14 protein-coding genes, 2 tRNA genes and 1 other RNA gene are annotated in these 19,637 nt (G+C 67.2%); 11 read left to right on the top strand and 6 right to left on the bottom strand.

Going from position 1 to position 19,637, the window contains the following annotated elements:
- Positions 1-2: 2 nt before the first annotated feature.
- Entirely contained in the window at positions 3-1,043 is a 1,041-nt protein-coding gene (locus FK267_RS12730; protein WP_141407423.1) for an MraY family glycosyltransferase, read from the bottom strand.
- Positions 1,044-1,997: 954 nt separating this feature from the next.
- Between FK267_RS12730 and tagD the strand changes: the two genes are divergently transcribed.
- Positions 1,998-2,405 (top strand): glycerol-3-phosphate cytidylyltransferase, encoded by a 408-nt coding sequence (tagD, locus tag FK267_RS12720; RefSeq protein ID WP_141407422.1) that lies wholly within the window; start codon positions 1,998-2,000, stop codon positions 2,403-2,405.
- A gap of 6 nt (positions 2,406-2,411) precedes the next feature.
- On the opposite strand, the gene FK267_RS12715 is transcribed toward tagD, so the two are convergent.
- The 3 genes from FK267_RS12715 to orn all read right to left on the bottom strand — a co-directional run bounded on the left by FK267_RS12715 (position 2,412) and on the right by orn (position 4,286).
- On the bottom strand, positions 2,412-3,272 hold the full coding sequence (locus tag FK267_RS12715; protein ID WP_141407421.1) for a polysaccharide deacetylase family protein: 861 nt from the start codon (positions 3,270-3,272) through the stop codon (positions 2,412-2,414).
- Between the two features lie 208 nt (positions 3,273-3,480).
- Positions 3,481-3,556, bottom strand: a tRNA-His gene (locus FK267_RS12710).
- A gap of 118 nt (positions 3,557-3,674) precedes the next feature.
- Entirely contained in the window at positions 3,675-4,286 is a 612-nt protein-coding gene (gene orn, locus FK267_RS12705) for an oligoribonuclease (protein WP_141407441.1), read from the bottom strand.
- A gap of 183 nt (positions 4,287-4,469) precedes the next feature.
- On the opposite strand from orn, the gene FK267_RS12700 reads away from it, so the two are divergent.
- A complete protein-coding gene (locus tag FK267_RS12700; protein ID WP_141407420.1) occupies positions 4,470-6,977 on the top strand; it encodes a serine/threonine-protein kinase in 2,508 nt (835 codons plus the stop codon).
- Positions 6,978-7,064: 87 nt separating this feature from the next.
- Here FK267_RS12700 and FK267_RS12695 read toward each other — a convergent pair whose 3' ends face one another.
- Positions 7,065-9,752, bottom strand: a complete 2,688-nt coding sequence (locus tag FK267_RS12695) for an ATP-binding cassette domain-containing protein (protein WP_075379385.1) — start codon at positions 9,750-9,752, stop codon at positions 7,065-7,067.
- Positions 9,753-10,147: 395 nt separating this feature from the next.
- Between FK267_RS12695 and FK267_RS12690 the strand changes: the two genes are divergently transcribed.
- From FK267_RS12690 to FK267_RS12675, 4 genes are all read left to right on the top strand, one after another.
- Positions 10,148-10,220 (top strand) — tRNA-Arg (locus tag FK267_RS12690).
- 308 nt (positions 10,221-10,528) lie between these two features.
- Entirely contained in the window at positions 10,529-12,130 is a 1,602-nt protein-coding gene (locus FK267_RS12685) for a GTPase domain-containing protein (RefSeq protein ID WP_075379384.1), read from the top strand.
- A complete protein-coding gene (locus tag FK267_RS12680; protein ID WP_141407419.1) occupies positions 12,127-13,629 on the top strand; it encodes a GTPase in 1,503 nt (500 codons plus the stop codon). The genes FK267_RS12685 and FK267_RS12680 overlap by 4 nt, the downstream gene beginning before the upstream one ends.
- Positions 13,630-13,796: 167 nt before the next feature.
- Entirely contained in the window at positions 13,797-14,519 is a 723-nt protein-coding gene (locus tag FK267_RS12675; protein WP_075379382.1) for a single-stranded DNA-binding protein, read from the top strand.
- Here FK267_RS12675 and FK267_RS12670 read toward each other — a convergent pair.
- Positions 14,512-15,072, bottom strand: coding sequence for a TY-Chap domain-containing protein (locus tag FK267_RS12670; RefSeq protein WP_075379381.1), 561 nt, complete (start codon positions 15,070-15,072; stop codon positions 14,512-14,514). The two genes, FK267_RS12675 and FK267_RS12670, sit on opposite strands and share 8 nt — an antisense overlap.
- Before the next feature lie 215 nt (positions 15,073-15,287).
- Between FK267_RS12670 and ftsE the strand changes: the two genes are divergently transcribed.
- The 5 genes from ftsE to ssrA all read left to right on the top strand — a co-directional run bounded on the left by ftsE (position 15,288) and on the right by ssrA (position 19,458).
- The gene (gene ftsE, locus FK267_RS12665) at positions 15,288-15,977 is read left to right on the top strand and encodes a cell division ATP-binding protein FtsE (protein WP_004565300.1); all 690 of its coding nucleotides are present in this window, start codon (positions 15,288-15,290) and stop codon (positions 15,975-15,977) included.
- A gap of 12 nt (positions 15,978-15,989) precedes the next feature.
- Positions 15,990-16,907, top strand: a complete 918-nt coding sequence (gene ftsX, locus FK267_RS12660) for a permease-like cell division protein FtsX (RefSeq protein ID WP_010614826.1) — start codon at positions 15,990-15,992, stop codon at positions 16,905-16,907.
- Between the two features lie 6 nt (positions 16,908-16,913).
- On the top strand, positions 16,914-18,230 hold the full coding sequence (locus tag FK267_RS12655; protein WP_004565298.1) for a peptidoglycan DD-metalloendopeptidase family protein: 1,317 nt from the start codon (positions 16,914-16,916) through the stop codon (positions 18,228-18,230).
- Positions 18,231-18,385: 155 nt separating this feature from the next.
- Complete coding sequence (gene smpB, locus FK267_RS12650) at positions 18,386-18,922, top strand: SsrA-binding protein SmpB (protein ID WP_009747496.1); 537 nt, start codon at positions 18,386-18,388, stop codon at positions 18,920-18,922.
- Positions 18,923-19,087: 165 nt separating this feature from the next.
- Positions 19,088-19,458: a transfer-messenger RNA gene (ssrA, locus tag FK267_RS12645) on the top strand.
- Positions 19,459-19,637 lie beyond the last annotated feature (179 nt).

Below are 19,637 nucleotides of genomic sequence, written 5' to 3'. Positions count from 1 at the left end.
CCTCACCGCGCCCTTCGAGGGGTGGGGAAGGGGTTGGGCGCTCCGATGATGGAGGGCATCTTCAGATAGAGGATCAGAACTGCGGCCATGGCGACCTGGGGCATCCAGAGCCGGTTGCTGGTCAGGAGGCTGCCTGACGCCAGGGCGGAGCACGACGCCGCGGCCAGGGTGACCAGGAGGGCCGAAGCCCAGTGCGGCCATCCGGCGCAGACCAGGCGCTGGTAGACGTGCAGCCGGTGCGGCTCGTACCAGCACTGGCCCGCTCGCAGCCGCATCCACAGGGTGTAGCCGGTATCCACTAGGAGAACGAGGACGGGGGCGAGTGCCGCCTCCACGGCCACACCCCGGGCCAGGCAGGCCGTCACGGCGAAGGCCCAGGCGCCGCCCAGGGCGTAGGAGCCGGAGTCACCCAGGAACACCTTGGCGCGAGGAGTGTTGAACGGTAGGAAACCGAGGCACGCGCCGGCCACCGAGATCATGACGAGCCCCAGTCCGGCGACCGGGGCGAGGATCGCCACCTGGACGTACCACAGAGAGGTCATCAGGGCGTGGCTGCAGGCCAGGCCATTGGCGCCGTCCATGAAGTTCGTGGCGTTGACCAGCGCGGCTGTGCCCACGCAGATCGCCGGGGTCCACCACAGCGAGACCTCGAAGGCGCTGTGTGCCACCAGACCGAGCCCTGCGCCCAGGACGAGCTGGAGAATCAGACGGGTCCTGACGGACACGGAGAACAGGTCCTCGATCAGTCCGAGCAGTGCGAAAGCGAGCACGGTGGCCAGTCCCATGAGCGCCACGTGGAGCCCGGTCATGGCGCGAACAGCGCCTTGCAGGTGCACCGCGGCGAGGATGGCCGCCCATGTGGCCAGTGAGGTGGCCAGGACGATGGCGAATCCACCACCGCGGGGGGTGGGCATCCGGTGGAGGGATCTGTCCCCGGGGACGTCAACGGCGCGGGCCCTCCTCAGGAGTGGAATCACGGCCGCGGTCAAGGAGGCGCAGGCGGCTGCCGTCACGGCGAGCCCGCTCAGGAGCAGGGTGGTCATGAGGCCGTCTCCAGGGCTCGCCGCGCGCGAGCCCTCCATCTCAGACGGTGCCGCCACTGATCCGCCACAGCGACGGCCGACCCTGCCAGGCCTGCGGTCCACGGAAGGAGGTGGACCTGCGTGGCGAGGTCGAGGAAGCAGGAACCCAGTGCGAACCCGGCCCCGGCAACGATGATGAACGGCATGACCCGTGTGGAGGCCCACGGCCAGTAGTGCCACGTCACGCACCAGGCGGTCATCTGAATGAGGGCTGCGGCCGCGACCCCTATCAGGAGCAGGCGCGGATAAAGAATTCGATGCGTTGATAAGAGCGTCCTGATAAGGGTCGCCAGGAAGAGACATAGTGCCCACGACGCGATGTCTCGGCTCACTGCCGAGAAATCAGACGGGAGGCCGGGTGCTGAAGCGGCCACGGAGGGGATGCTCGAGCGCGTGCGGGAGGGGTTGGTAAGGGGTCGGGCAGGGGCTACTGCGACCACTGGTGACCTCCGGTCTTCTGGGGCGGGAAAGGCCTGAGGGGTGGCCTTCTTTACTCGCTTTCTTATAACGGTAGTTGTGTCGCACAGTAGGAAAAGCGACAGTCGTCATGATTGGCTTGTCTGCAATCAGACTGTGATGTTCGGGGCTTGTCGTGACGGCGCCGAAACCGCTCGTAATCGTTGTGATACCGCGGAATACCGGGGTTCTATCACATGATGGCCTCAGGTTGCGGTGGTTCGGGCCGGGTGGCGGTGCTGCGGTTTCGCGCATTCATTGGGTTAAGCGATAGTGGGTGACGGCCGACATAGTTGAAAGCCTGCTGCGGAGGGGTAACAAAGGAATTTTGGGGGGTGTCTCGTGCTTAGACTTAGTGGCGAGCGCGTTCCACCGCCATACGCGCATCCAACGACAATGCCACCGATTCTTGTGTGATTCATACAAAATCGATGGATTCAACCCGCGAGGACTATCTCAATGAAACGCATCATCACCTACGGCTCCTTCGACCTGCTCCACTACGGGCACATCGAGCTGCTGCGCCGGGCCAAGGCCATGGGTGACTATCTCATCGTGGCTCTGTCGACCGATGAGTTCAGCGCCTCCAAGGGGAAGCGCACCTACTTCTCCTACGAGCAGCGCAAGGCGATGCTGGAGGCCATCCGCTATGTCGACATGGTCGTTCCCGAGCGGACTTGGGGCCAGAAGAGCCAGGACGTCGACGAGTACGGCATCGATGTCTTCGTCATCGGTGATGACTGGATCGGTACCTTCGACGAGCAGCTCGAAGGTCGCTGCGAGATCGCCTACCTCCCGCGAACCGCGGAGATCGGCTCTGCTCAGGGACGGTCGTGCCGCGAGGGGCAGGAGGCTCTCGAGCGGTGAGTCCCCTCAGGCGTGACGATTGTGTCCGGGGCCAAAGTAGACATCGTCGAGCGTGGCTGTCTGCAGAGAGCGCTGACGCAGAATGTCGATGATCTGACCGTAGACGGATGTGACGGTGGGGAAGTTCGCGTGACCGATGACGATGTGCTGAGCGAGCAGCCACTTCTGCGCCTCACCGAGAAGGACCTCGGGTGTGAGTTGCCCGGAGTCTCCGAAGGAGCCATACCACATGGTCGTTGTCGTGTAGCCGACCTTGGCGCAGACCGAGTCGGTGTAGGAGCTGCGGCCGCCGTAGGGTGGTCGGATGAAGGGGGCGCCTGTGACGCCGTAGGTGTTGCGCAGCAGGTTCTCGCACTGGGTGATCTCGTCGATGATCCCGCCCTCCGACAGCGTCGTCAGATCGGGGTGCGTCCAGGTGTGGTTCGCCAGCTGAATCTGCCCGGATTCCACCAGGGGCCTCATCTTGTCTCGGTTGTCGGTCCAGCTCGGATAGCAGCCGGTGACGAAGAAGGTCAGGCGGACTCCCGAGTCCTTGGCGAAATCCAGGTAGGCGTCCACGACTGAGGAGTCGACGCCGTCGTCGATGGTGATGGCCACGACGTTGCCGACGTTCTCCGGCAGGCCGGTGATGAGCGAGTCCGCCGGGCTGGGTGCGGGCAGTGGCGGAGGACCGTCCTGAAGGTGAAGCGGGCTGAGGGAGGGGGTCGGTGAGGGTACGGGTGAGGGGGACGCTGAGGTCAGGGGGGAGCCCTGCGCCGGGGACGAGGCCGGTGAGGCGGAATGGGCTGCCGGCCGTGCGGTGTTGCAGGCGCTGAGGCAGCCTGCGGTTCCAGCGGCCAGGGCGAGCATGAAGTCGCGGCGTTGCATGGGAGGGACTTTCTCGAAGGTTGGTTGTCGGAGCATCAAGGACCTGCGGCGCCGGCAGGGGCGTCGCAGTGAGTGCGTTGCTCATTTGTCGGGGCGCAGGAGAACTGCTGAAGCCATCGCTGTCCGCAGCAAATCTGCGCCGCTAAGGTGGCAGCGTCGTTTGCTGCCTTGGGAGGGGGATGAGGGGAGGGATAATCCCTGCCATCAGTGGGGTGGCTGACGGGGTTTGAACCCGCGACCTCCTGGACCACAACCAGGCGCTCTGCCGACTGAGCTACAGCCACCACGTACGGTATCACCGCAACGAGTCGGTACTGTATCCGCTCCTCAGCCCGCACACCAAACTGGAGTTGGTGCACTACGTCACGTTCGATGGGTGCGCCGAGGACGCCGTCGTCCCGCTCACCTGGTAGGTGTGTTGAGGATCCGCTCAGCCACGTCCTTGCACTCCTGAGAGCTCGGGCCCTCCCCGGCGGGGAACAGGACTTCGCGGTAGTAACGCAGCTCGTCGATGGACTCCAGGATGTCCGCCAGCGCACGGTGCCCGCCGGCCTTCTTCGGCGCGTGGAAGAAGGTCCTGGGGTACCAGCGCTTGGCCAGCTCCTTGAGGGAGGAGACGTCCACGATCCGGTAGTGGAGGTGCTCGATGAGCTCGGGCATGTCGCGAGCCAGGAACGCCTTGTCCGTGCCCACGGAGTTCCCCGCGAGCTGGGCGGTGCGGGGCTCGGGAACCAGGGAGGTCACGTAGTCCAGGACCGTGGTTCGGGCGGTCTCCATGGTCACCCCGTCCTCCAGGGCGGCCAGGAGGCCGGAGGAGGTGTGCATGTTGCGCACGTAGTCGTCCATCTGCTCCAGCGCAGCGGCGGGAGGCTTGATGAGCACATCGATTCCCTCCGCCAGGGGCTTGAGCTCATAGTCGGTGACGACGACGGCGACCTCGATGAGCGCGTCGGCGCTCTGGTCCAGCCCCGTCATCTCACAGTCGATCCACACCAGCGGGTCAGAGGTAGTCATCTGCTTGCTCACGGGAACCACTGTAGTCATCTCGGCGAGTTTCAGGTCCGTGGACCCTCCCATGGGGGTGGTGACATTCGAGGCGCGATGGGTGACCGTGTCCTGGCATAGCAGTCCGGCGGTGCAAAGATCGAGATAAGGTCTCCATGAAGTCTGACCGCCCTTGAGTAACACGGAGCACTGATGTCCCAAAGCCCCGACCCCCGTCACCTCGGAAGCTCCTACATCATGGAGGCCCGGATCGGTGTGGGCGCCCAGGGAGAGGTCTGGCGCGGTCGGCGCACGGATGCCCGCGAGACCTTGGCCTTCAAGGTTCTGCGTGCGGAGCTGGTGGAGAATCCCGACGTCGTGGAGCGCTTCATCAAGGAGCGCTCCACTCTGCTGCGGGTACGCAGCCCCTATGTCGTCGCCATTCGTGACGTCGTCATCGAGGGCTCCACCTTCGCGATCGTCATGGACTACGTCAACGGCGGTGACCTGAGAGATCTTCTGAGGGTTCACGGCAGTCTGCCACCTGCGCAGGTGGCGTCCCTGGGGACGCGTATCGCTCAGGGACTGTCCGCGGTTCATCGGGCCGGCGTGATCCACCGGGACATCAAACCCGCCAATGTCCTGCTCAGCTCCCGTCTCAGCCGGGGCGGCGACCCGGCTGAGACGGTCGTCGTTGGTGTCGCCCCGGGAGAGGAGGTGCCCGAGACCGTTGTGCCCCGACTCGCGGACTTCGGGGTGGCGCGCATCTGCGACACCTTCTCCGCCTCCCACCTCACGGGGGCCATCGGAACACCGCTGTACATGGCGCCGGAGATTCTGTCGCTGCAGGCCCCGACCTCCGCCGCCGACATCTACTCACTGGGCATCATGCTCTATGAGATGACGTGTGGGACGACGCCGTTCGTGGGGGAGCCCGCCCAGCTGCTCAGCCAGCACGCCCGACGTGACGCGGGCCGGCCTCTGGGAGTGCCCGACCCGCTGTGGGAGCTCATCGCCTCGATGATCTCCAAGCAGCCCGATATGCGTCCTTCCATTGAGGACGTCGCCCAGCGCCTGGACGTCATGCAGTCCGCTCTGGCCGGTCTTCCCGCAGCGCCTCGCCTCGCCTCGCCTCCGCAGTCGACGGCCTCGCTCGTTCCCTACGACTGGGACGCCCTCCCTCCTGCCGAGCCCGCGGCGCCGCCGGCGACGCTGCCGAGTCCCTCGGCGACCTCGGCCACGATGGCCTTCGCCCCGGATGCGCCGACCCTGGTGGGCGGGCAGCAGTACGTCCCGGGACCCGGACAGGTTCCTCTCAGTCCGGGAACGGCAGGGACCGCGGGCTTCGCCGCTCCTGCGCTGCCGACCAGCCCCGGTGGCCCCAGCCCGGCTGCGTCCGCTTTCTCCGGTCAGCCGGGCTCGCAGTATCCGCAGGCTGCGACGGGTGGGCCGCAGGCCGGCGCGCGCCGTCGGTGGTGGCGCCGTCGGTGGGTGGCTGCGGTCGCCGTGGTCACCGTCCTGGCAGTGGTGGGGGCGGGAGCGACCTGGTGGTACTTCTTCTCCGGAGCGGAGATCGACAACCGGTGGGCGGCGGCCCTGCCCGCCGGCAACGGTGTCCGAGAGGAGCTGCGCTACTCGGAGGTCTCCGAACCCGTCGCATCCGCAGACGGAGCCACGATCGCCTTCCAACGCGATGGCAAGAAGCACCTCGTGGATCTCACGAAGAGCACGACGACGCCGGTGTGGAGCGGTGAGTGCTACAAGGCCCTCCCCTGGGTCGGTGGCTCGATGCTCTGCACCCAGACCAGTGACGAGTCCACAGTCATCGGGGCTACGGGCAAGACCTCCAAGGTGCCCTTCTCCAAGGGCTCCTTCTATATCGGCGCGACACCGGAGCTCGGCATCGTGTCCGACAAGGGGGAGTCCTCCGACGGAGGCCCCATGAGGGGATACGACGCATCCGGCAAGGAGAAGTGGACCGCTTCCGGCCAGTACAAGGGAGGCCGGGTCGCTAACGGTTTCATCCTCACCTACGAGATCAAGTCGCGACAGTTCCAGGTGCTGTCGGCCAAGACCGGAGAGGTGCTCGTCTCGGAGCGCGGCGAGCAGCCGGACTCGGACTTCGATGAGGACACTCGATTCCCCGGTGGATTCAACATCGAGTCCGGGCCGGAGGTCTTCTCTCGAGTGACGTCCTCGGGTGCCACGATCTACAAGGCCAACGGCAGCGAGGCGGGAACCGTCTCAGGCAAGTTCTCGGAGAAGCACTGGTGGGCAGCGTCAGCGCCACTGGATGCCTCGGCGCTGAAGGACGCCTACTCCTCCTTGGCCAAGGCCTCTTCCTCGACCACTCCGGTCATCGGCCCCGGCGGCACGGTCGACGTCGTGGTCGATAAGAGTGCCTGCACGGCCAAGGCCGGTGGCAAGAAGCTCGCGCTACCCGAGTTCTCGCAGAGTGACGGGTGCCACATCAGGCCCATTGGGCTGCTCAGTGACGGACAGGTGCTGGTGGAGGTCGGGGAGTACAGCAGCTCGGCGAGTGATCCTGGGAACCTCGTCGTCGCCGTATCGCCCGATACGGGCAAGGTCGGCTGGAAGGTTCCCGGCGCCTACGGCGGCACCGTCCCTCCCGCGAAGGACCAGAGCGATGCCCGCCTCCTGGTCGCACAAGGATCCTCCTACTTCTTCGATCTGGTGGTCTCCCGCATCACCAGCAAGTAGGAACACCTGCGAAACGCGGCGCCGGGGTGCCGACCAGCTCAGTGGTCGGCACCCCGGCGCTCATACTCGGGAGGGCTCGAAAGGGGATCAGCGACGCCCGCGGCGAGCCAGGGCGACGTAGCACATCACCATGCAGACCAGTCCGATGGCTGAGAGCAGGCCGTAGTCCGTCAGCCACTGCGCGGTCTCGTGCTTCCACAGCGCGTCGTCGCGGTTGGGCAGGATGGCGAGCATTTCCAACGTGGAGGCGGCCATGGCGTAACCCCACCGCGATGGCATGAACCAGGCGAGCTGCTCGAAGACCGCCCGTCCCGAGATCGGGATGATTCCGCCGGACAGAACCAGCTGGGCCATGATGGAGACCACCAGGACCGGCATGACCTGCTCGGAGGAGGAGACCATCGCGGAGACCGCCAGGCCCAGGAGCCCGGAGACGAAGGCGACGGCCCAGCAGCAGAAGGCCAGCTCGAGTCCCGGCCACCCCTCCAGGATGACGGCATCGGTGGGGCCCTTGTTGAGGGCCAGGGCGATGCCCAGCATCAGTGCGGTCTGAATGGTGGTGATGAGCGCCAGGATGGTCGCCTTGGAGAACAGGTAGGCGCCGGATCTCAGGCCGACGGCCTTCTCCCGCAGGAAGACGTCCCGTTCCCCGATGAGGTCGCGGATGGTCGCCGACATCCCCGAGAAGGCCGCCCCGGTGATGAGGATGACCAACAGCTGCAGGGCCTGGCTGGAGTACTTGATGATCGGGGGAGTGGGGTTCTCCGGTGTCGGGGGAGTGGGCTCCGGGTAGTGGGGGACCGCGAAGCCGTCGCTGCCCTCGATGGCCTTGGTGAGCAGTCCCATAATGATGGGGAGCAGCAGCATGAAGGCGAGGTAGGACGGATCCGCCGCCACGATCCGCAGCTGGCGCCGCACAAGGGTCGAGACCTGCCTGAGCACGGACTGCTGCTTGGGCGGCTTCTCCTGCGTCGCCGGTCCCGCGGCCGCTGCGGGAGCCCCTCCGCGCCGCGTCGAAGGCACTGTGGCCTCCATGTACTGACGCAGCTCCGCGGTGTGGTTGCGGATGAGGGCGTAGACGTCGGCGTAGCCGTCCACGGCGGGTGGGTCGGGCAGGGTGCCCTTCGGGGTGTTGAGCAGCAGGCGGCCCTGAGAGGCGATCTCGTTGAGCCTCTGGCGGAAGTAGGGGAGTACCTCGCGGGGGGAGCCGTAGTAGACGGGCTTGCCGCCCGCCGCCAGGATGAGGACCTTGTCCGCGCGGTCGATGTGGTTCTCATTGTGGGTGACGACGACGACCGTGCGGCCGCTGTCGCCAGGACGCGTCCCGTGAGCCAGGGACGCCAGCAGGTCCATGACGTCACGGTCCAGCTGGGGGTCCAGACCGGAGGTGGGCTCGTCGAGGAACAGGAGGCTGGGGCGCGTCAGCAGCTCGATGGCGGTGGAGACCCGCTTGCGCTGGCCTCCGGAGAGCTTCTTGACCCGCTTGTCCACGTGCGCGGTCAGGTCGAGGTCCTCCAGGACCTCGGCGATGCGTTGGCGCCGCTCGGCCTTGGACACGTCCTTGGCGAAGCGCAGCTCAGCGGCGTACTCGAGGGTCTTGCGGACAGTGAGGGCCGAGTGGATGACGTCGCTCTGGGGGACCACGCCGATCTTGTTGCGCATGACCGGGTAGTGCTCGTACACGTCCAGCCCGTTGAAGAGCACCTGGCCCTCCTGGGCCTTCTGCTCGCCGGTGAGGGCCTTGAGCAGCGTCGACTTCCCGGCTCCCGACGGGCCGACGACGGCCAGCAGCTCGTTGCCCGGCAGCGAGAAGGAGATGCCGTCGAGCAGCGTCATGCTGCCGTTGTTGACCCGGAAGGTCAGGTCCTTACCCACCAGCTCGCCGCCGGCTCCGCCGGCGACCTGGACCTCGCACAGACCGTCCGGGCTCAGGGCGATGAAGGTCGATCCCAGACCCATCAGCACGGGCTGGGTGACCTGGACCTGCGACACGCGCTGCCCGGCGACGTACAGACCGTTGGTGGATCCCAGGTCGGTGACGACCATGCCGTTGGGGGAGACGTCGATACGGGCGTGGTGCTTGGAGATGAGCGGGTCATCCAGGACCAGGGTGTTGTCGGGCGCGCGCCCGATGGTGCCCGAGGAGGTGACGCGGAAGGACTTGAGCGTGTGGCGTGAGGTGGGGAAGGCTCCCGAGCCCGCTGAGCTCGATGAGGGAGGCGCCTGGCGGCCCGGGGGTGCCACGTAGGTGGCTGCAGAGGACGCCGATGCCATGGCCTGGGGCATGGGCGCGGCCTGCGCCGGGAGGGCCGCGGCCGGGGTCGGGCCTGCCGGGCGCTGGAGGGGTGCGGCTTGCGGGGCGGAGGCCGCACTCGGCTGCGATGGGATGAAAGGGGCGCTCGGCGCGGATGGCGCGGGCTGGCCCATCTGCCGGGGCTGGTTGGGGGCGCCGGCCTGAGGCGCGCTGCCGGAGACGACCGGAGTGAGCCCCAGCGCTGGCCCGGAGGCGTCGCCCAGCTGGATTCGAGTCCCCTGAGTCACGAGCGCCTCGCGCGTCACGGCCCCGTTGACGAGCATGCCATTACGGCCCTGGCACCTCACCGCCCACCCGGTCGGGGTGGGGGTCACCTGGAGGTGAGTGCGGGAGACAAGGGGGTGGACGATCTGAACGTCGCTGTCCGGTGAGCGTCCCACGGTGAAAGGAGCGGTGAAGGTGTGGGGCTCCAGTGATGACTGGGCAGAGAGGGAGCGCACGATGAGTGCGGGAGTGGGCAAGGCGCAGTCCTTCCGGAGGTGTGGGATGGGGCTGCGGCCACGATACTGGTGTTTCGTCGTCGTCGCTAAGAGTGAGGACTCCCCGGCGTGAGGTTGGATACACGCGGACGACGCCGTCGGGGCAGGTGCGGGCCCTCCCCGGTGTCGATCGAATCGGTCACAGGGTTGTTGCAGTGCGATCACGGTCGTATTGCGGTGATTGTGCTCAGCAGTGTGAGGCGTGAACGTCGCGGCTGCGCAGAACCATTCGCTCGTTCAGATCGATGCGTTCTCGTCATGGCGATGTGATCTTCTCGAGATCGTCTTCTGGTGCTGACGACCGCCTCGGGACGTCCCCCTCGTCGGGGGTGGGGCCGCCGGGTTGATGGCGTAGGCTGGTGAGGCGCTTCGCGCACGCCTCCGTAGCTCAATGGATAGAGCATCGGCCTTCTAATCCGCAGGTTGCCGGTTCGAGTCCGGCCGGGGGCACTGGCGGTCGAGGCCGAGAAGGTTGATATTCCGCGGACTATCGACCGTTCGGGTCGCCGATTCGCCGGGGCTGTGACGATGGTGTCGCACTCATCGCCCCGTGAGCTCCCCGCTTCTGAGGGCGTGGCCGGCGGCTGCGTTCCCGGCCCGCCTGAGAGTGTCATCCGCCTTCTCGAGGGGGACTCGGCGCGCGCTCGCGGTGGTCACAGCGGAGTGACAGGAGATTCTCACTGAGCTTGCGACACATGTGGTGTGAACTGTCGAGATCAATCGTCGACTCTGCTGCGCTGTGCTCATAGTGTTGGCACATGCCCGCTCCTGTCCCCTCGCGCCACTCCAAGGACGACGCCCCCGTCTCCGCCCTGAGTCGCGCTCAGCTCCTCGATGTCCTGTCCGACCTGGTCCGGGACCTCGAGCGCCTCGACCTGGCCCTGAGTGCCGACGGCATCGAGGCTGCGCGCACGTTGCGCGACGGTCTCATCGGGCAGGTCCGTGACCAGGTCGTTCCCCGCCTCCAGGATGCTGATGTTCCCTCCATCGTGGTGGTCGGGGGATCCACGGGAGCCGGGAAGTCCACGCTCGTCAACTCCGTGCTCGGCCAGGAGGTCTCAGTCGCCGGAGTACTCCGACCCACCACTCGAACCCCGGTCCTGGTGGCCAATCCTGAGGATATGGGCTCGCTGTCCGAGCACCCTCTGACCCAGGTCTGCCGCCAGGAGGTCTCCGCTGCCATTCCGGCCGGCCTGGCCCTGATCGATGCCTCGGACCTGGACTCCGTGCACGAGGCCAACCGGGCTCTGGCCGGTAGGCTGCTGGAGGCCGCCGACCTGTGGCTCTTCGTCACCACCGCGGCGCGTTACGGCGACCAGACGCCGTGGACGACGCTGGAGGAGGCCGCGCGCCGCGAGACCCCCATCGGCGTGGTTCTCAATCGGGTACCGGCGAAGATCCTGCCCGAGGTGCGTCGGGATCTCATTACCCGCCTGCAGGGGCTGGGGCTGTCGGAGGCACCCTTCTTCGTCGTCCCGGATGCCGGGCCGCACGAGGGGCTCCTGTCGGATGACGGCGTCAGCGAGCTGCGTGACTGGCTGCAGCTCCTCGCCGGGCGTCACCGTGCAGCCGGTCTCGTGCGGCGTACCGGCAGGGGGGTGTGGAGCACTCTGCGCGCCGACCTGGAGCGCCTGGCCGACGACGTCGACGCCCAGGACGCGGTGGCCCAGGAGCTGGAGAGGACGTGCCAGGAGCTGAGGGAGACCGCCATTGAGGCGCTGAGCGCTGACATCAGGGCCGGTTCAGCAGGCCAGGGCGCCACCGCCACCCGGTGGATCACCCTGGCCTCCTCCGGAGGCCCCCTGGCCTCGCTGGCCCAGGGAGGCAGACTGCGCAGAGGATTCCTGGGGCGGGCGGACAAGGCCCGGGCCGAGGGGCTCTCCCAGCTGGCCACCGATGCCCGCGAGGCCCTGGCCAACCAGCTCCAGGCCGCCATGATCGCCTTGAGCGCCGAGGCTCGTAGGGCCTGGGCCGAAGCGGGGGCCGAGGAGCATGCCCGTAGGCTCCTGGGGCAGGGTGATGACGCAGCCGCGACCATTGAGGCCTGGGTCGGCTACCTGGAGGCCAATATCGAGAACCCGCAGGACATCCGTAGACTGAGCCCCGGTAGTGTCATCGACCTCCTCATCTCCGCGGCAGCCGGTGTCGACGGGGCTGTTGCAGCCGCCAGACGCCTGGGACTGGAGGAGCAGACCGCTCAGGCCAGTGCTCTCCTGGTGGAAGCGGTTACCGAGGCGCTGACTGCCACAGTCCCCAAGGGGGCGGCCACCTCGCTGGCCCCCGCCCCTGGGTTCGCCGCTGCGCTGCGTCTGCGCTCGGGCGAGCTCAAGCCCTTTACCCGTCCCGGAGCCACAGCATGAGCCATTCCGAATCCGTCCCCTCCACCTCCTCGGCGCACAGAGGGTTCGAGGTGCTCGACGCCGAGCACCTCGATGCCCGTCTCAGCGCGGTTCGGGAGGCGCTGCGCCTGTGCCCCACGGAGGTTCCGGCCTCCCTGTCGATCCCTGCTCACAAGGCACTTGATGCCGTGGCCCAGCGTCTGGCGCTGGGAGTGGATCACACTGTCGTCGCGCTCTTCGGGGGCACCGGCTCGGGCAAGTCGTCGCTGTTCAACGCCTTGACTCAGCTGAACTTCGCGGATGTCGGCGCGCGTCGCCCCACGACGTCGCGGGCCGCCGCCTGCTCCTGGGGTGACGACGCCGGCCCGCTCCTGGACTTCCTCGGGGTCTCCTCGGAACGGCGAATCCGGAGGGACTCGATCCTCGACGGCGAGGACCAGGGCTCCATGGCCGGTCTGGTCCTGCTCGACGTCCCCGACTACGACTCGGTGACGACGGAGCATTCCCTGCAGGTGGATCGCCTCGTTCCGCTGGCGGACATCCTCGTGTGGGTGGTCGATCCTCAGAAGTATGCCGACGCGGCCCTGCACGACGGCTACCTGCGCGGACTGGGCGCCCGCCAGGAGGACATGCTCGTCCTGGTCAACCAGGTGGATACCCTCCCGGAGAGCGGCTTGGCGAGTCTGCTCGATGACGTCGGGTCTCTTCTCAAGGACGACGGGCTCAGTCAGGTTCAGGTGCTCCCGGTCTCGGCCGTGCGCGGCGACAACCTCGACGTCGTGCGCAGCATGCTGCGCCAGCGCGTCGCCCGGGAGTCCAACGCGGCACGCACGGCCTCGGCCGAGCTCGACGCGATCACCCGTCGTCTGCGTCCCACGGTGGCTCGCAACAAGGTGGAGCTCGATGCCGAGCTCACCGAGGAGACCACCAAGGTGCTGCTGCAGGCTTCCGGCGCCCAGGCGGTGGAGGACTCGGTGAGGGCCGGGCTGTCCAGGGTGCTGCCCAGGGCACTGGCCCGTCCCGAACCGCCCTCGCGCACCGCGGTGTCCTCGGCCCACTCCACCTGGGTCCACCGCACCTCCCAAGGGCTGCCGCCCACGTGGGCCCGGAGCATGGAGGCCTCCGTCGTCTCCCCGGAGACCTTGGCAGGGCAGACCGCCGAGGCGGTTGGTTCAGTGGCGCTGCCGGGGCACCGCCAGCCGCTGATCGACCTGCTGTGGTGGGGAGGCCTGCTCATGGTGCTCGGCGGGGTGTCGTGGCTGACCGCCTCCGTGGTGCGAGAGGGGCTCGAGGTCCTGCACCGCAGCATCGAGATCGCCCCGGTCTGCCTCGTCGCCGTCGGACTCCTGGCGCTCTTGATCGCCACGGTGCGCCGGCGCAGCAGAGCGCGCCGTGAGGCGCAGCGCTATGGACAACGGGTGCGTGACCGCCTGGAGTCCGTGGTTGAGCGAGGACTGAGCCGGCCGGCCGCCAAGGTTCTGGACAAGCACCGGGTGCTGCAATCGGCTTTGGGGCTCTAACCCCGTCTGTGCAAGGCAGCCGTGTGGCCACAGCCCTGAGCCTGCCCTTCGGTGAGACAGAGGTGGGGACTGAGCGCGCGGCCGGCTGGGCACTTGAGGGACGGTCCGAGCACCGTTGTGGTGAAGGGGCGGCAGAGGGCCGCCCGCCCACAACCAAGGAGCCCCTCATGACTCGTCAGCTCGACCTCACCGTTCAGGGCGTCGTCGGAACCAATCCGGCCCTGTCCCGTGTCGGGGACAATGCCCGTCCCTACTGCCGTTTCCGCGTCGCCGTCACCCCCACCTACCGCACTGAGCAGGGCTGGAACAACGCCGAGACGATCTGGTTCACCGCCAAGGCGTGGGGCCAGCTCGCCGCCAATCTGAGCCACTCCCTGCGCAAAGGGGACGCAGTCCTGCTCACCGGACGCTTCTCCCAGGAGTCCTGGGAGAGCAACGGCAGGAAGCACGAGACCAACGTCATCACGCTTCAGGCCGCCGGTCACGACCTGACCAGAGGGGAGTCCCGCTTTGCGCGCGTCAGAGCCGCGGAGTCGGCGCCGTCGGCCTCCTCCGGGGCGGGAACCGGTGATGCCGAGCTCGAGCCTGGTGGCGAGGAGCGCGTCCCGTCGGATCACTGGGAGGTTGAGGCGGTGGCCTCAGGCGCCTCGGCTTCACCGGCCCCGGGGCCTGGAGACCCCCGAGAGTCCGCAGAGTCCACCGAGCTCAGTGAGTCCACCGAGTCCACTGAGCCCACCGGGCTTGGTCAGCCCAGCGCGACGCACGCGCAGAGCCCTGAGTCCTTCGTCATCGATCCGGCCTGTGCACGCAGTGAGGATCAGACCGGGGAGCCGTGGCCCGTCTATGAGCTCGCCGATGATCTCGTCGAGCAGGCCCTCGGGGTCAGCTGATGTCGGAGTGCGCGCGCAGGAGGTAGTCCAGGTCCGCGGGATGGGCGACCTCGAGCACCTCGATGAGGATGCGGGTCACCAGGTCGGCGGTCTCGTCTGCGTCGGACAGCAGCCTGGCGAAGACGTGATGGCTCTCCTGCCAACCGATCGCCCCCAGGATCCTGCGCTCGGTGGGGCCCAGCAGCACCCGTCCCTGCGCATCGAGCTCGGGCAGCGATACCTCGACGCCGTCGGAGCGGCCGACGAGGACCACGCCCGGCAGGTCCGGGGAGGGGACCGGGGGAGTGACGAGGGACAGCCTCGTCAGCAGCTGCGACCAGCGCCCCTGGGGAACCAGCTCCTCGGGCTTGACCATGGGGAGCGGGGCAGTCAGCAGCAAGGTACCGCCGGAGGGATCAATGGCGGCCTCGGCGGATTCTCCCCGCTGCGCGGGCGGCCTGCACACCTCGTCGAGGAACCGGGCCAGCGACGAGGTGAAGCCCGCCCAGGAACCCAGGTCGACGCGATCCTCGAAGGCACGTGTCAGCGCGGGCGATAGGGAGGTCTCACTCATGCTCCCAAGCCTAGGGTGCGTTGCCGGTCAGTGGTTGGAGCTTGGGGCTGTCGAGGTCTGGGATCACAGGAGGATCACGCCGCGTCCCTGCCATCACAAGCCACATCGACGCTGGGCGTGTCACGGCGGAAAAATGGCGTGTCGGCGCATACGGTGGCCACAACGCCATGAACCCGAGTGCCGTGCTCGGGGCGCAGCAGGGGAGCAACGAGCAGATGATCCGCTTCAACCACGTCTCGAAGGTCTATGACCGGGGGATGCGTCCGGCGCTCGACGACGTCGACATCAAGATCAATCGTGACGAGTTCGTGTTCCTTGTCGGCGCCTCGGGATCGGGCAAGTCGACCTTCCTGAGGCTGGTCATCCGGGAGGAGCGCCCCACCAAGGGACGCATCCACGTCCTGGGACGTGACCTGTCGAAGATCTCCTCGTGGAAGGTGCCCCAGCTGCGGCAGGAGATCGGCTTCGTCTTCCAGGACTTCCGGCTCCTGGAGAACAAGACCGTTCTGGAGAACGTGGCGCTGGCCTCCCAGGTCATCGGTAAGCCGCGCCACTACATCCTCTCCGCTGTGCCCGAGGCCCTCGACCTGGTGGGGCTGGCCGGCAAGGAGAGGCGCCTGCCGCACGAGCTCTCCGGGGGTGAGCAGCAGCGCGTGGCGATCGCCCGCGCCATGGTCAACCGGCCCAAGCTCCTCCTGGCCGATGAGCCCACCGGGAACCTGGACCCCTCGACGTCGGTCGGGATCATGCGTCTGCTCGACCGCATCAACCGGCAGGGGACCACGGTCGTCATGGCGACTCACGACGACGAGATCGTCGACCAGATGCGTAAACGCGTCATCGAGCTCAAGGGCGGCGAGGTCGTGCGCGACCAGGACCGCGGCGTCTACGGCTCGGACCGCTGAAGGAGAAGAACTGTGAGACTGCGTTTCGTCCTGTCGGAGACCGCCAAGGGCATGTACCGGAACCTGGCGATGACGGTGTCCGTGATTCTCGTTGCCTTCGTGTCGCTGCTCTTCGTCGGAGCCTCGTCGCTGCTGCAGAGCCAGATCTCGACCATGAAGGGCGACTGGTACGACAAGGTCGAGGTCTCGGTCTACATGTGCCCCAAGTCCTCGGCCTCCTCCAACTGCGCCAACGGCGAGGCCACCGCCGCTCAGATCAGCGAGGTCGAGAACCTCATCACCAGCGGCGCCCCCTCCGGCTACGTCAAGTCCTACCAGATGGAGACCAAGGCCCAGGCCTATCAGAACTTCATGAAGGCCTACGCCAAGTCCGCCGTCGGGAGGAACGCGACGGAGGACATGATGCCCGTGTCCTTCCGCATCAAGCTCAAGGACGCCGAGAACTACAAGCTGGTGGCCGAGCAGTTCGAGGGGCACAGCGGCGTGGAGCGGGTGGTCGACCAGCGCTCCACCCTCGAGCCGCTCTTCCTCGTGATGAACCGGGCCTCCTGGATCACGGGAGGGCTGGCAACCATCATGGCGGTGGCCGCGGTGCTGCTCATCTCGACGACCATCAGGCTGTCGGCCATGTCCCGCTCCCGACAGACCGGGATCATGCGTCTGGTGGGGGCCTCGAACCTCTTCATCCAGCTGCCCTTCATCCTCGAAGGGGTCATCGCCGCCCTCACCGGGGCGATTCTTGCCGTGGCCACGTTGTGGGTGGGAGTCCGCTACGTCGTGGAGGGGTGGCTCGCCTCCTCCATCTCCTTCACGAGCGCCTTCATCAGCACCAGGGATGTCCTCCTCCTGTCGCCCTGGCTGATCCTGGCCGCCATCGCCCTGGCCGCGGTCTCCTCCGCCCTATCGCTGTCCAAGTACACGAGGATCTGATCTCACATGCTGTCTCGTCTGTTCCTGCGCCGCTCACGCCGGCGTGCCGCAGTCTGCGCCCTGGCGGCCGCCAGCCTCGTCTTCTTCTACTCCGGGGACATCTCCCTGGCCGATGAGCGAGACGACGCCGTTGCCAAGCAGAACGAGGCGCAGCGCAAGCAGCAGCAGGTGATGTCCTCGCTGGAGGGGGTCAGCGCCGATCTGGGACAGGCATACATCTCGCTTCAGAACGCCCAGGCCTCCTTGAGTACCGCGGAGACCCAGCTGACCACCGCTGAGACGAATCTGGCCGCCAAGGAGAGAGAACAGCAGATCGCCAGTGACCGCCTGACCACGGCGCAGAACAGCCTGGAGACGGTCAAGAAGGAGTCCGAGGCGTCCAAGAAGACGGCCGAGGAGACCTCCGACTCGGTGGCGGAGATCGTGGTGTCCACCTATCAGGGGGACAACTCGGTGACCTCCTGGAGCTATGTCCTCGCCTCTCAGGACGTCGAGGAGCTCAGCCAGCGCGCCTCAGCGGTTGAGATCGGCTCGGGAGTCCAGGAGGCGGTACTGTCCGCCGCCGAGGTCGAGCGTGCTCAGAACGCCAACCGTGAGGCCAGGCAGAATGCTGCCACCACGCGAGTCAGCACGCTCAAGACCGAGGCTGACACCGCCGAGGCGAACGCCAAGGCTGCCCGGGACGCGGCCAAGACCAAGCGGGACGAGGTCGCCAAGCTGGCTGCCCAGAAGAAGTCGGCCGCCGAGGCGCTGGAGAGCCGTAAGAGCGATCTGCAGTCCCAGCTCAATCAGGCCAACGCCGATGCCGCGGCAGCGGCCGCACGAGTTGCCCAGATCGACGCCGCCAACCGGGCCGCGGCCAGCGCCGGAACGATGCCCTCGGTCCCCGCCAGTTCGATCGGCGCCGACTCCCTGGGAAGCGGGTACATCGGGCACCCGATCACCGGCCCGCTCGAGGTGACCTCGCCCTTCGGGTACCGCGTCCACCCGGTCACCGGTGTTGCCACAGGACACCAGGGGGTCGACTTCGCCGCGAGTGAGGGGACGCCCCAGTACGCGGCGGTCTCCGGAGTGGCCACCTACTGGGACTCCGAGTCTTGCGGCATCGGCATTGACATCAACGGTGGCATCATTGACGGGCACTCCTACGTCATCACTCTGTGCCACCTCTCCTCGCGCAGCATCGCCGATGGCCAGCAGGTCAAGCGCGGCGACGTCGTCGGCGCGACCGGCTCAACCGGCTACGCCACCGGGGCGCACGTCCACTTCCAGGTGGCCCAGGACGGGGCGTACATCGACCCGATGTCCCTGCCCGGCTTCTAGCCGGGTCGTTCTTGACGGGGCCCGTAGACTCCTGTCCCTGCGCGTCGTCGTGTCACGCCACGATGCCCCGGTCGGGCTCGGCCCGCTCGGAGGGAACTCCGGGCCGTGCTGACATGGGAGCGCCAGCCATCCCGTACTCGTGAAAGGACAGGCCGATGACCCCTGCCTCCAAGTCCGCTCGGGCGCCCAAGCCAACGGCCGGGCAGAAGGCGAAGGCCGCCTCCGACGCCCACAAGACGGTGGCCCGGAACCGCAAGGCGACCCACGACTACTTCATCGAGGACCGCTACGAGGCGGGGTTGGTCCTTACCGGCACCGAGGTCAAGGCGCTGCGCATGGGGCGGGCCTCGCTGACCGAGGCCTGGATCGAGATCGACCGCCATGGTGAGGCCTGGCTCCAGGGGGCACATATCCCCGAGTACCTGCAGGGGACGTGGAACAATCACTCCCCGCGTCGCAAGCGCAAGCTGCTCCTGCACCGCAGTGAGCTGGAGCGCCTCGAGACCAGGGTCCAGGCCAAGGGCTACACGGTGGTCCCGCTGGAGCTGTACTTCATCGGGGGACGCGCCAAGCTGGAGATCGCCCTGGCACGGGGTAAGCAGGACTGGGACAAGCGCCAGGCGCTGCGTGAGGCGCAGGACAAGCGGGAGGCGGCCCGGGCCATGGCAGCCGCCAACCGGCGTCGGGGCTGAGGCAGGAGGGAGCGAGGCTCCGTGAGCGTTTCTACCTGCTGACCGGCCACGTGAGGTATGGAGCAGTAGCCCTCAGTGCTCTCGTCTCCTGGTTCTGCTAGAGTGGCCTGGCTCTGCTGAGAGCGCGTTCCGGGTCTCCTGCGGGAGCCCGGTGACACCTTCATAGGGGATGATCGGTTTCGACGACGGTCGTAGGTTCAGGAGAAGCGGGTCGAGGATGCGCAGTCATCTCGTCAACGCTCTGCGCGAACCAATAGGTGCCGATAACACTCGCACCGACTTCGCCCTCGCCGCCTGAGCGAGCCTCGAAGTCCGTCAGCCCGGGGAGCGCTTCCGCCCCGGTTCCTGGCGTCATCTAGGAAGCCACTGCTGAGAGCCCGTGTCGGTAGGGCTCTCGGGACTTTTCATCGACTGAGCCCGTCGGCGTCCTTGCTCGCGTGAGACGCCGGGGCCGAGAAAAACGCTAGCGAGCTGCACCCGGAGAAGTCCTGTTGTGCGGCCGTCGGACGGGGGTTCGATTCCCCCCATCTCCACCAGTACATGAGTTTCCAACGAATAATGCCCGCGGTTACCCGGTGAGGGTACAGGGCGGGTATCACGTTCGGGAACGCAGCACGGAGTCCCCACCACCCATTGCGGGTGGTGGGGACTCCGTTGTGTTGGGTCGGGAAAGCGCCGCAGGGGGCCTTTGTTGGTTGTTTTAGGTGAGGACGGC

It is taken from the genome of Actinomyces oris (assembly GCF_006546825.1).
Taxonomy (GTDB): domain Bacteria; phylum Actinomycetota; class Actinomycetes; order Actinomycetales; family Actinomycetaceae; genus Actinomyces; species Actinomyces oris.
Note: the sequence above shows the minus strand (reverse complement) of the source record. Positions and strands in the feature narration are given on the sequence as shown.

Excerpts from the sequence above, each read along its gene's own strand:
- ftsE (WP_004565300.1), top strand. The coding sequence starts at position 15,288 with ATGATCCGCTTCAACCACGTCTCGAAGGTCTATGACCGGGGGATGCGT.
- FK267_RS12655 (WP_004565298.1), top strand. The coding sequence starts at position 16,914 with ATGCTGTCTCGTCTGTTCCTGCGCCGCTCACGCCGGCGTGCCGCAGTC.
- FK267_RS12675 (WP_075379382.1), top strand. The coding sequence starts at position 13,797 with ATGACTCGTCAGCTCGACCTCACCGTTCAGGGCGTCGTCGGAACCAAT.
- FK267_RS12715 (WP_141407421.1), bottom strand. The coding sequence starts at position 3,272 with ATGCAACGCCGCGACTTCATGCTCGCCCTGGCCGCTGGAACCGCAGGC.
- FK267_RS12670 (WP_075379381.1), bottom strand. The coding sequence starts at position 15,072 with ATGAGTGAGACCTCCCTATCGCCCGCGCTGACACGTGCCTTCGAGGAT.
- FK267_RS12730 (WP_141407423.1), bottom strand. The coding sequence starts at position 1,043 with ATGACCACCCTGCTCCTGAGCGGGCTCGCCGTGACGGCAGCCGCCTGC.
- tagD (WP_141407422.1), top strand. The coding sequence starts at position 1,998 with ATGAAACGCATCATCACCTACGGCTCCTTCGACCTGCTCCACTACGGG.
- smpB (WP_009747496.1), top strand. The coding sequence starts at position 18,386 with ATGACCCCTGCCTCCAAGTCCGCTCGGGCGCCCAAGCCAACGGCCGGG.
- orn (WP_141407441.1), bottom strand. The coding sequence starts at position 4,286 with ATGACTACCTCTGACCCGCTGGTGTGGATCGACTGTGAGATGACGGGG.
- FK267_RS12685 (WP_075379384.1), top strand. The coding sequence starts at position 10,529 with ATGCCCGCTCCTGTCCCCTCGCGCCACTCCAAGGACGACGCCCCCGTC.
- FK267_RS12680 (WP_141407419.1), top strand. The coding sequence starts at position 12,127 with ATGAGCCATTCCGAATCCGTCCCCTCCACCTCCTCGGCGCACAGAGGG.
- FK267_RS12700 (WP_141407420.1), top strand. The coding sequence starts at position 4,470 with ATGTCCCAAAGCCCCGACCCCCGTCACCTCGGAAGCTCCTACATCATG.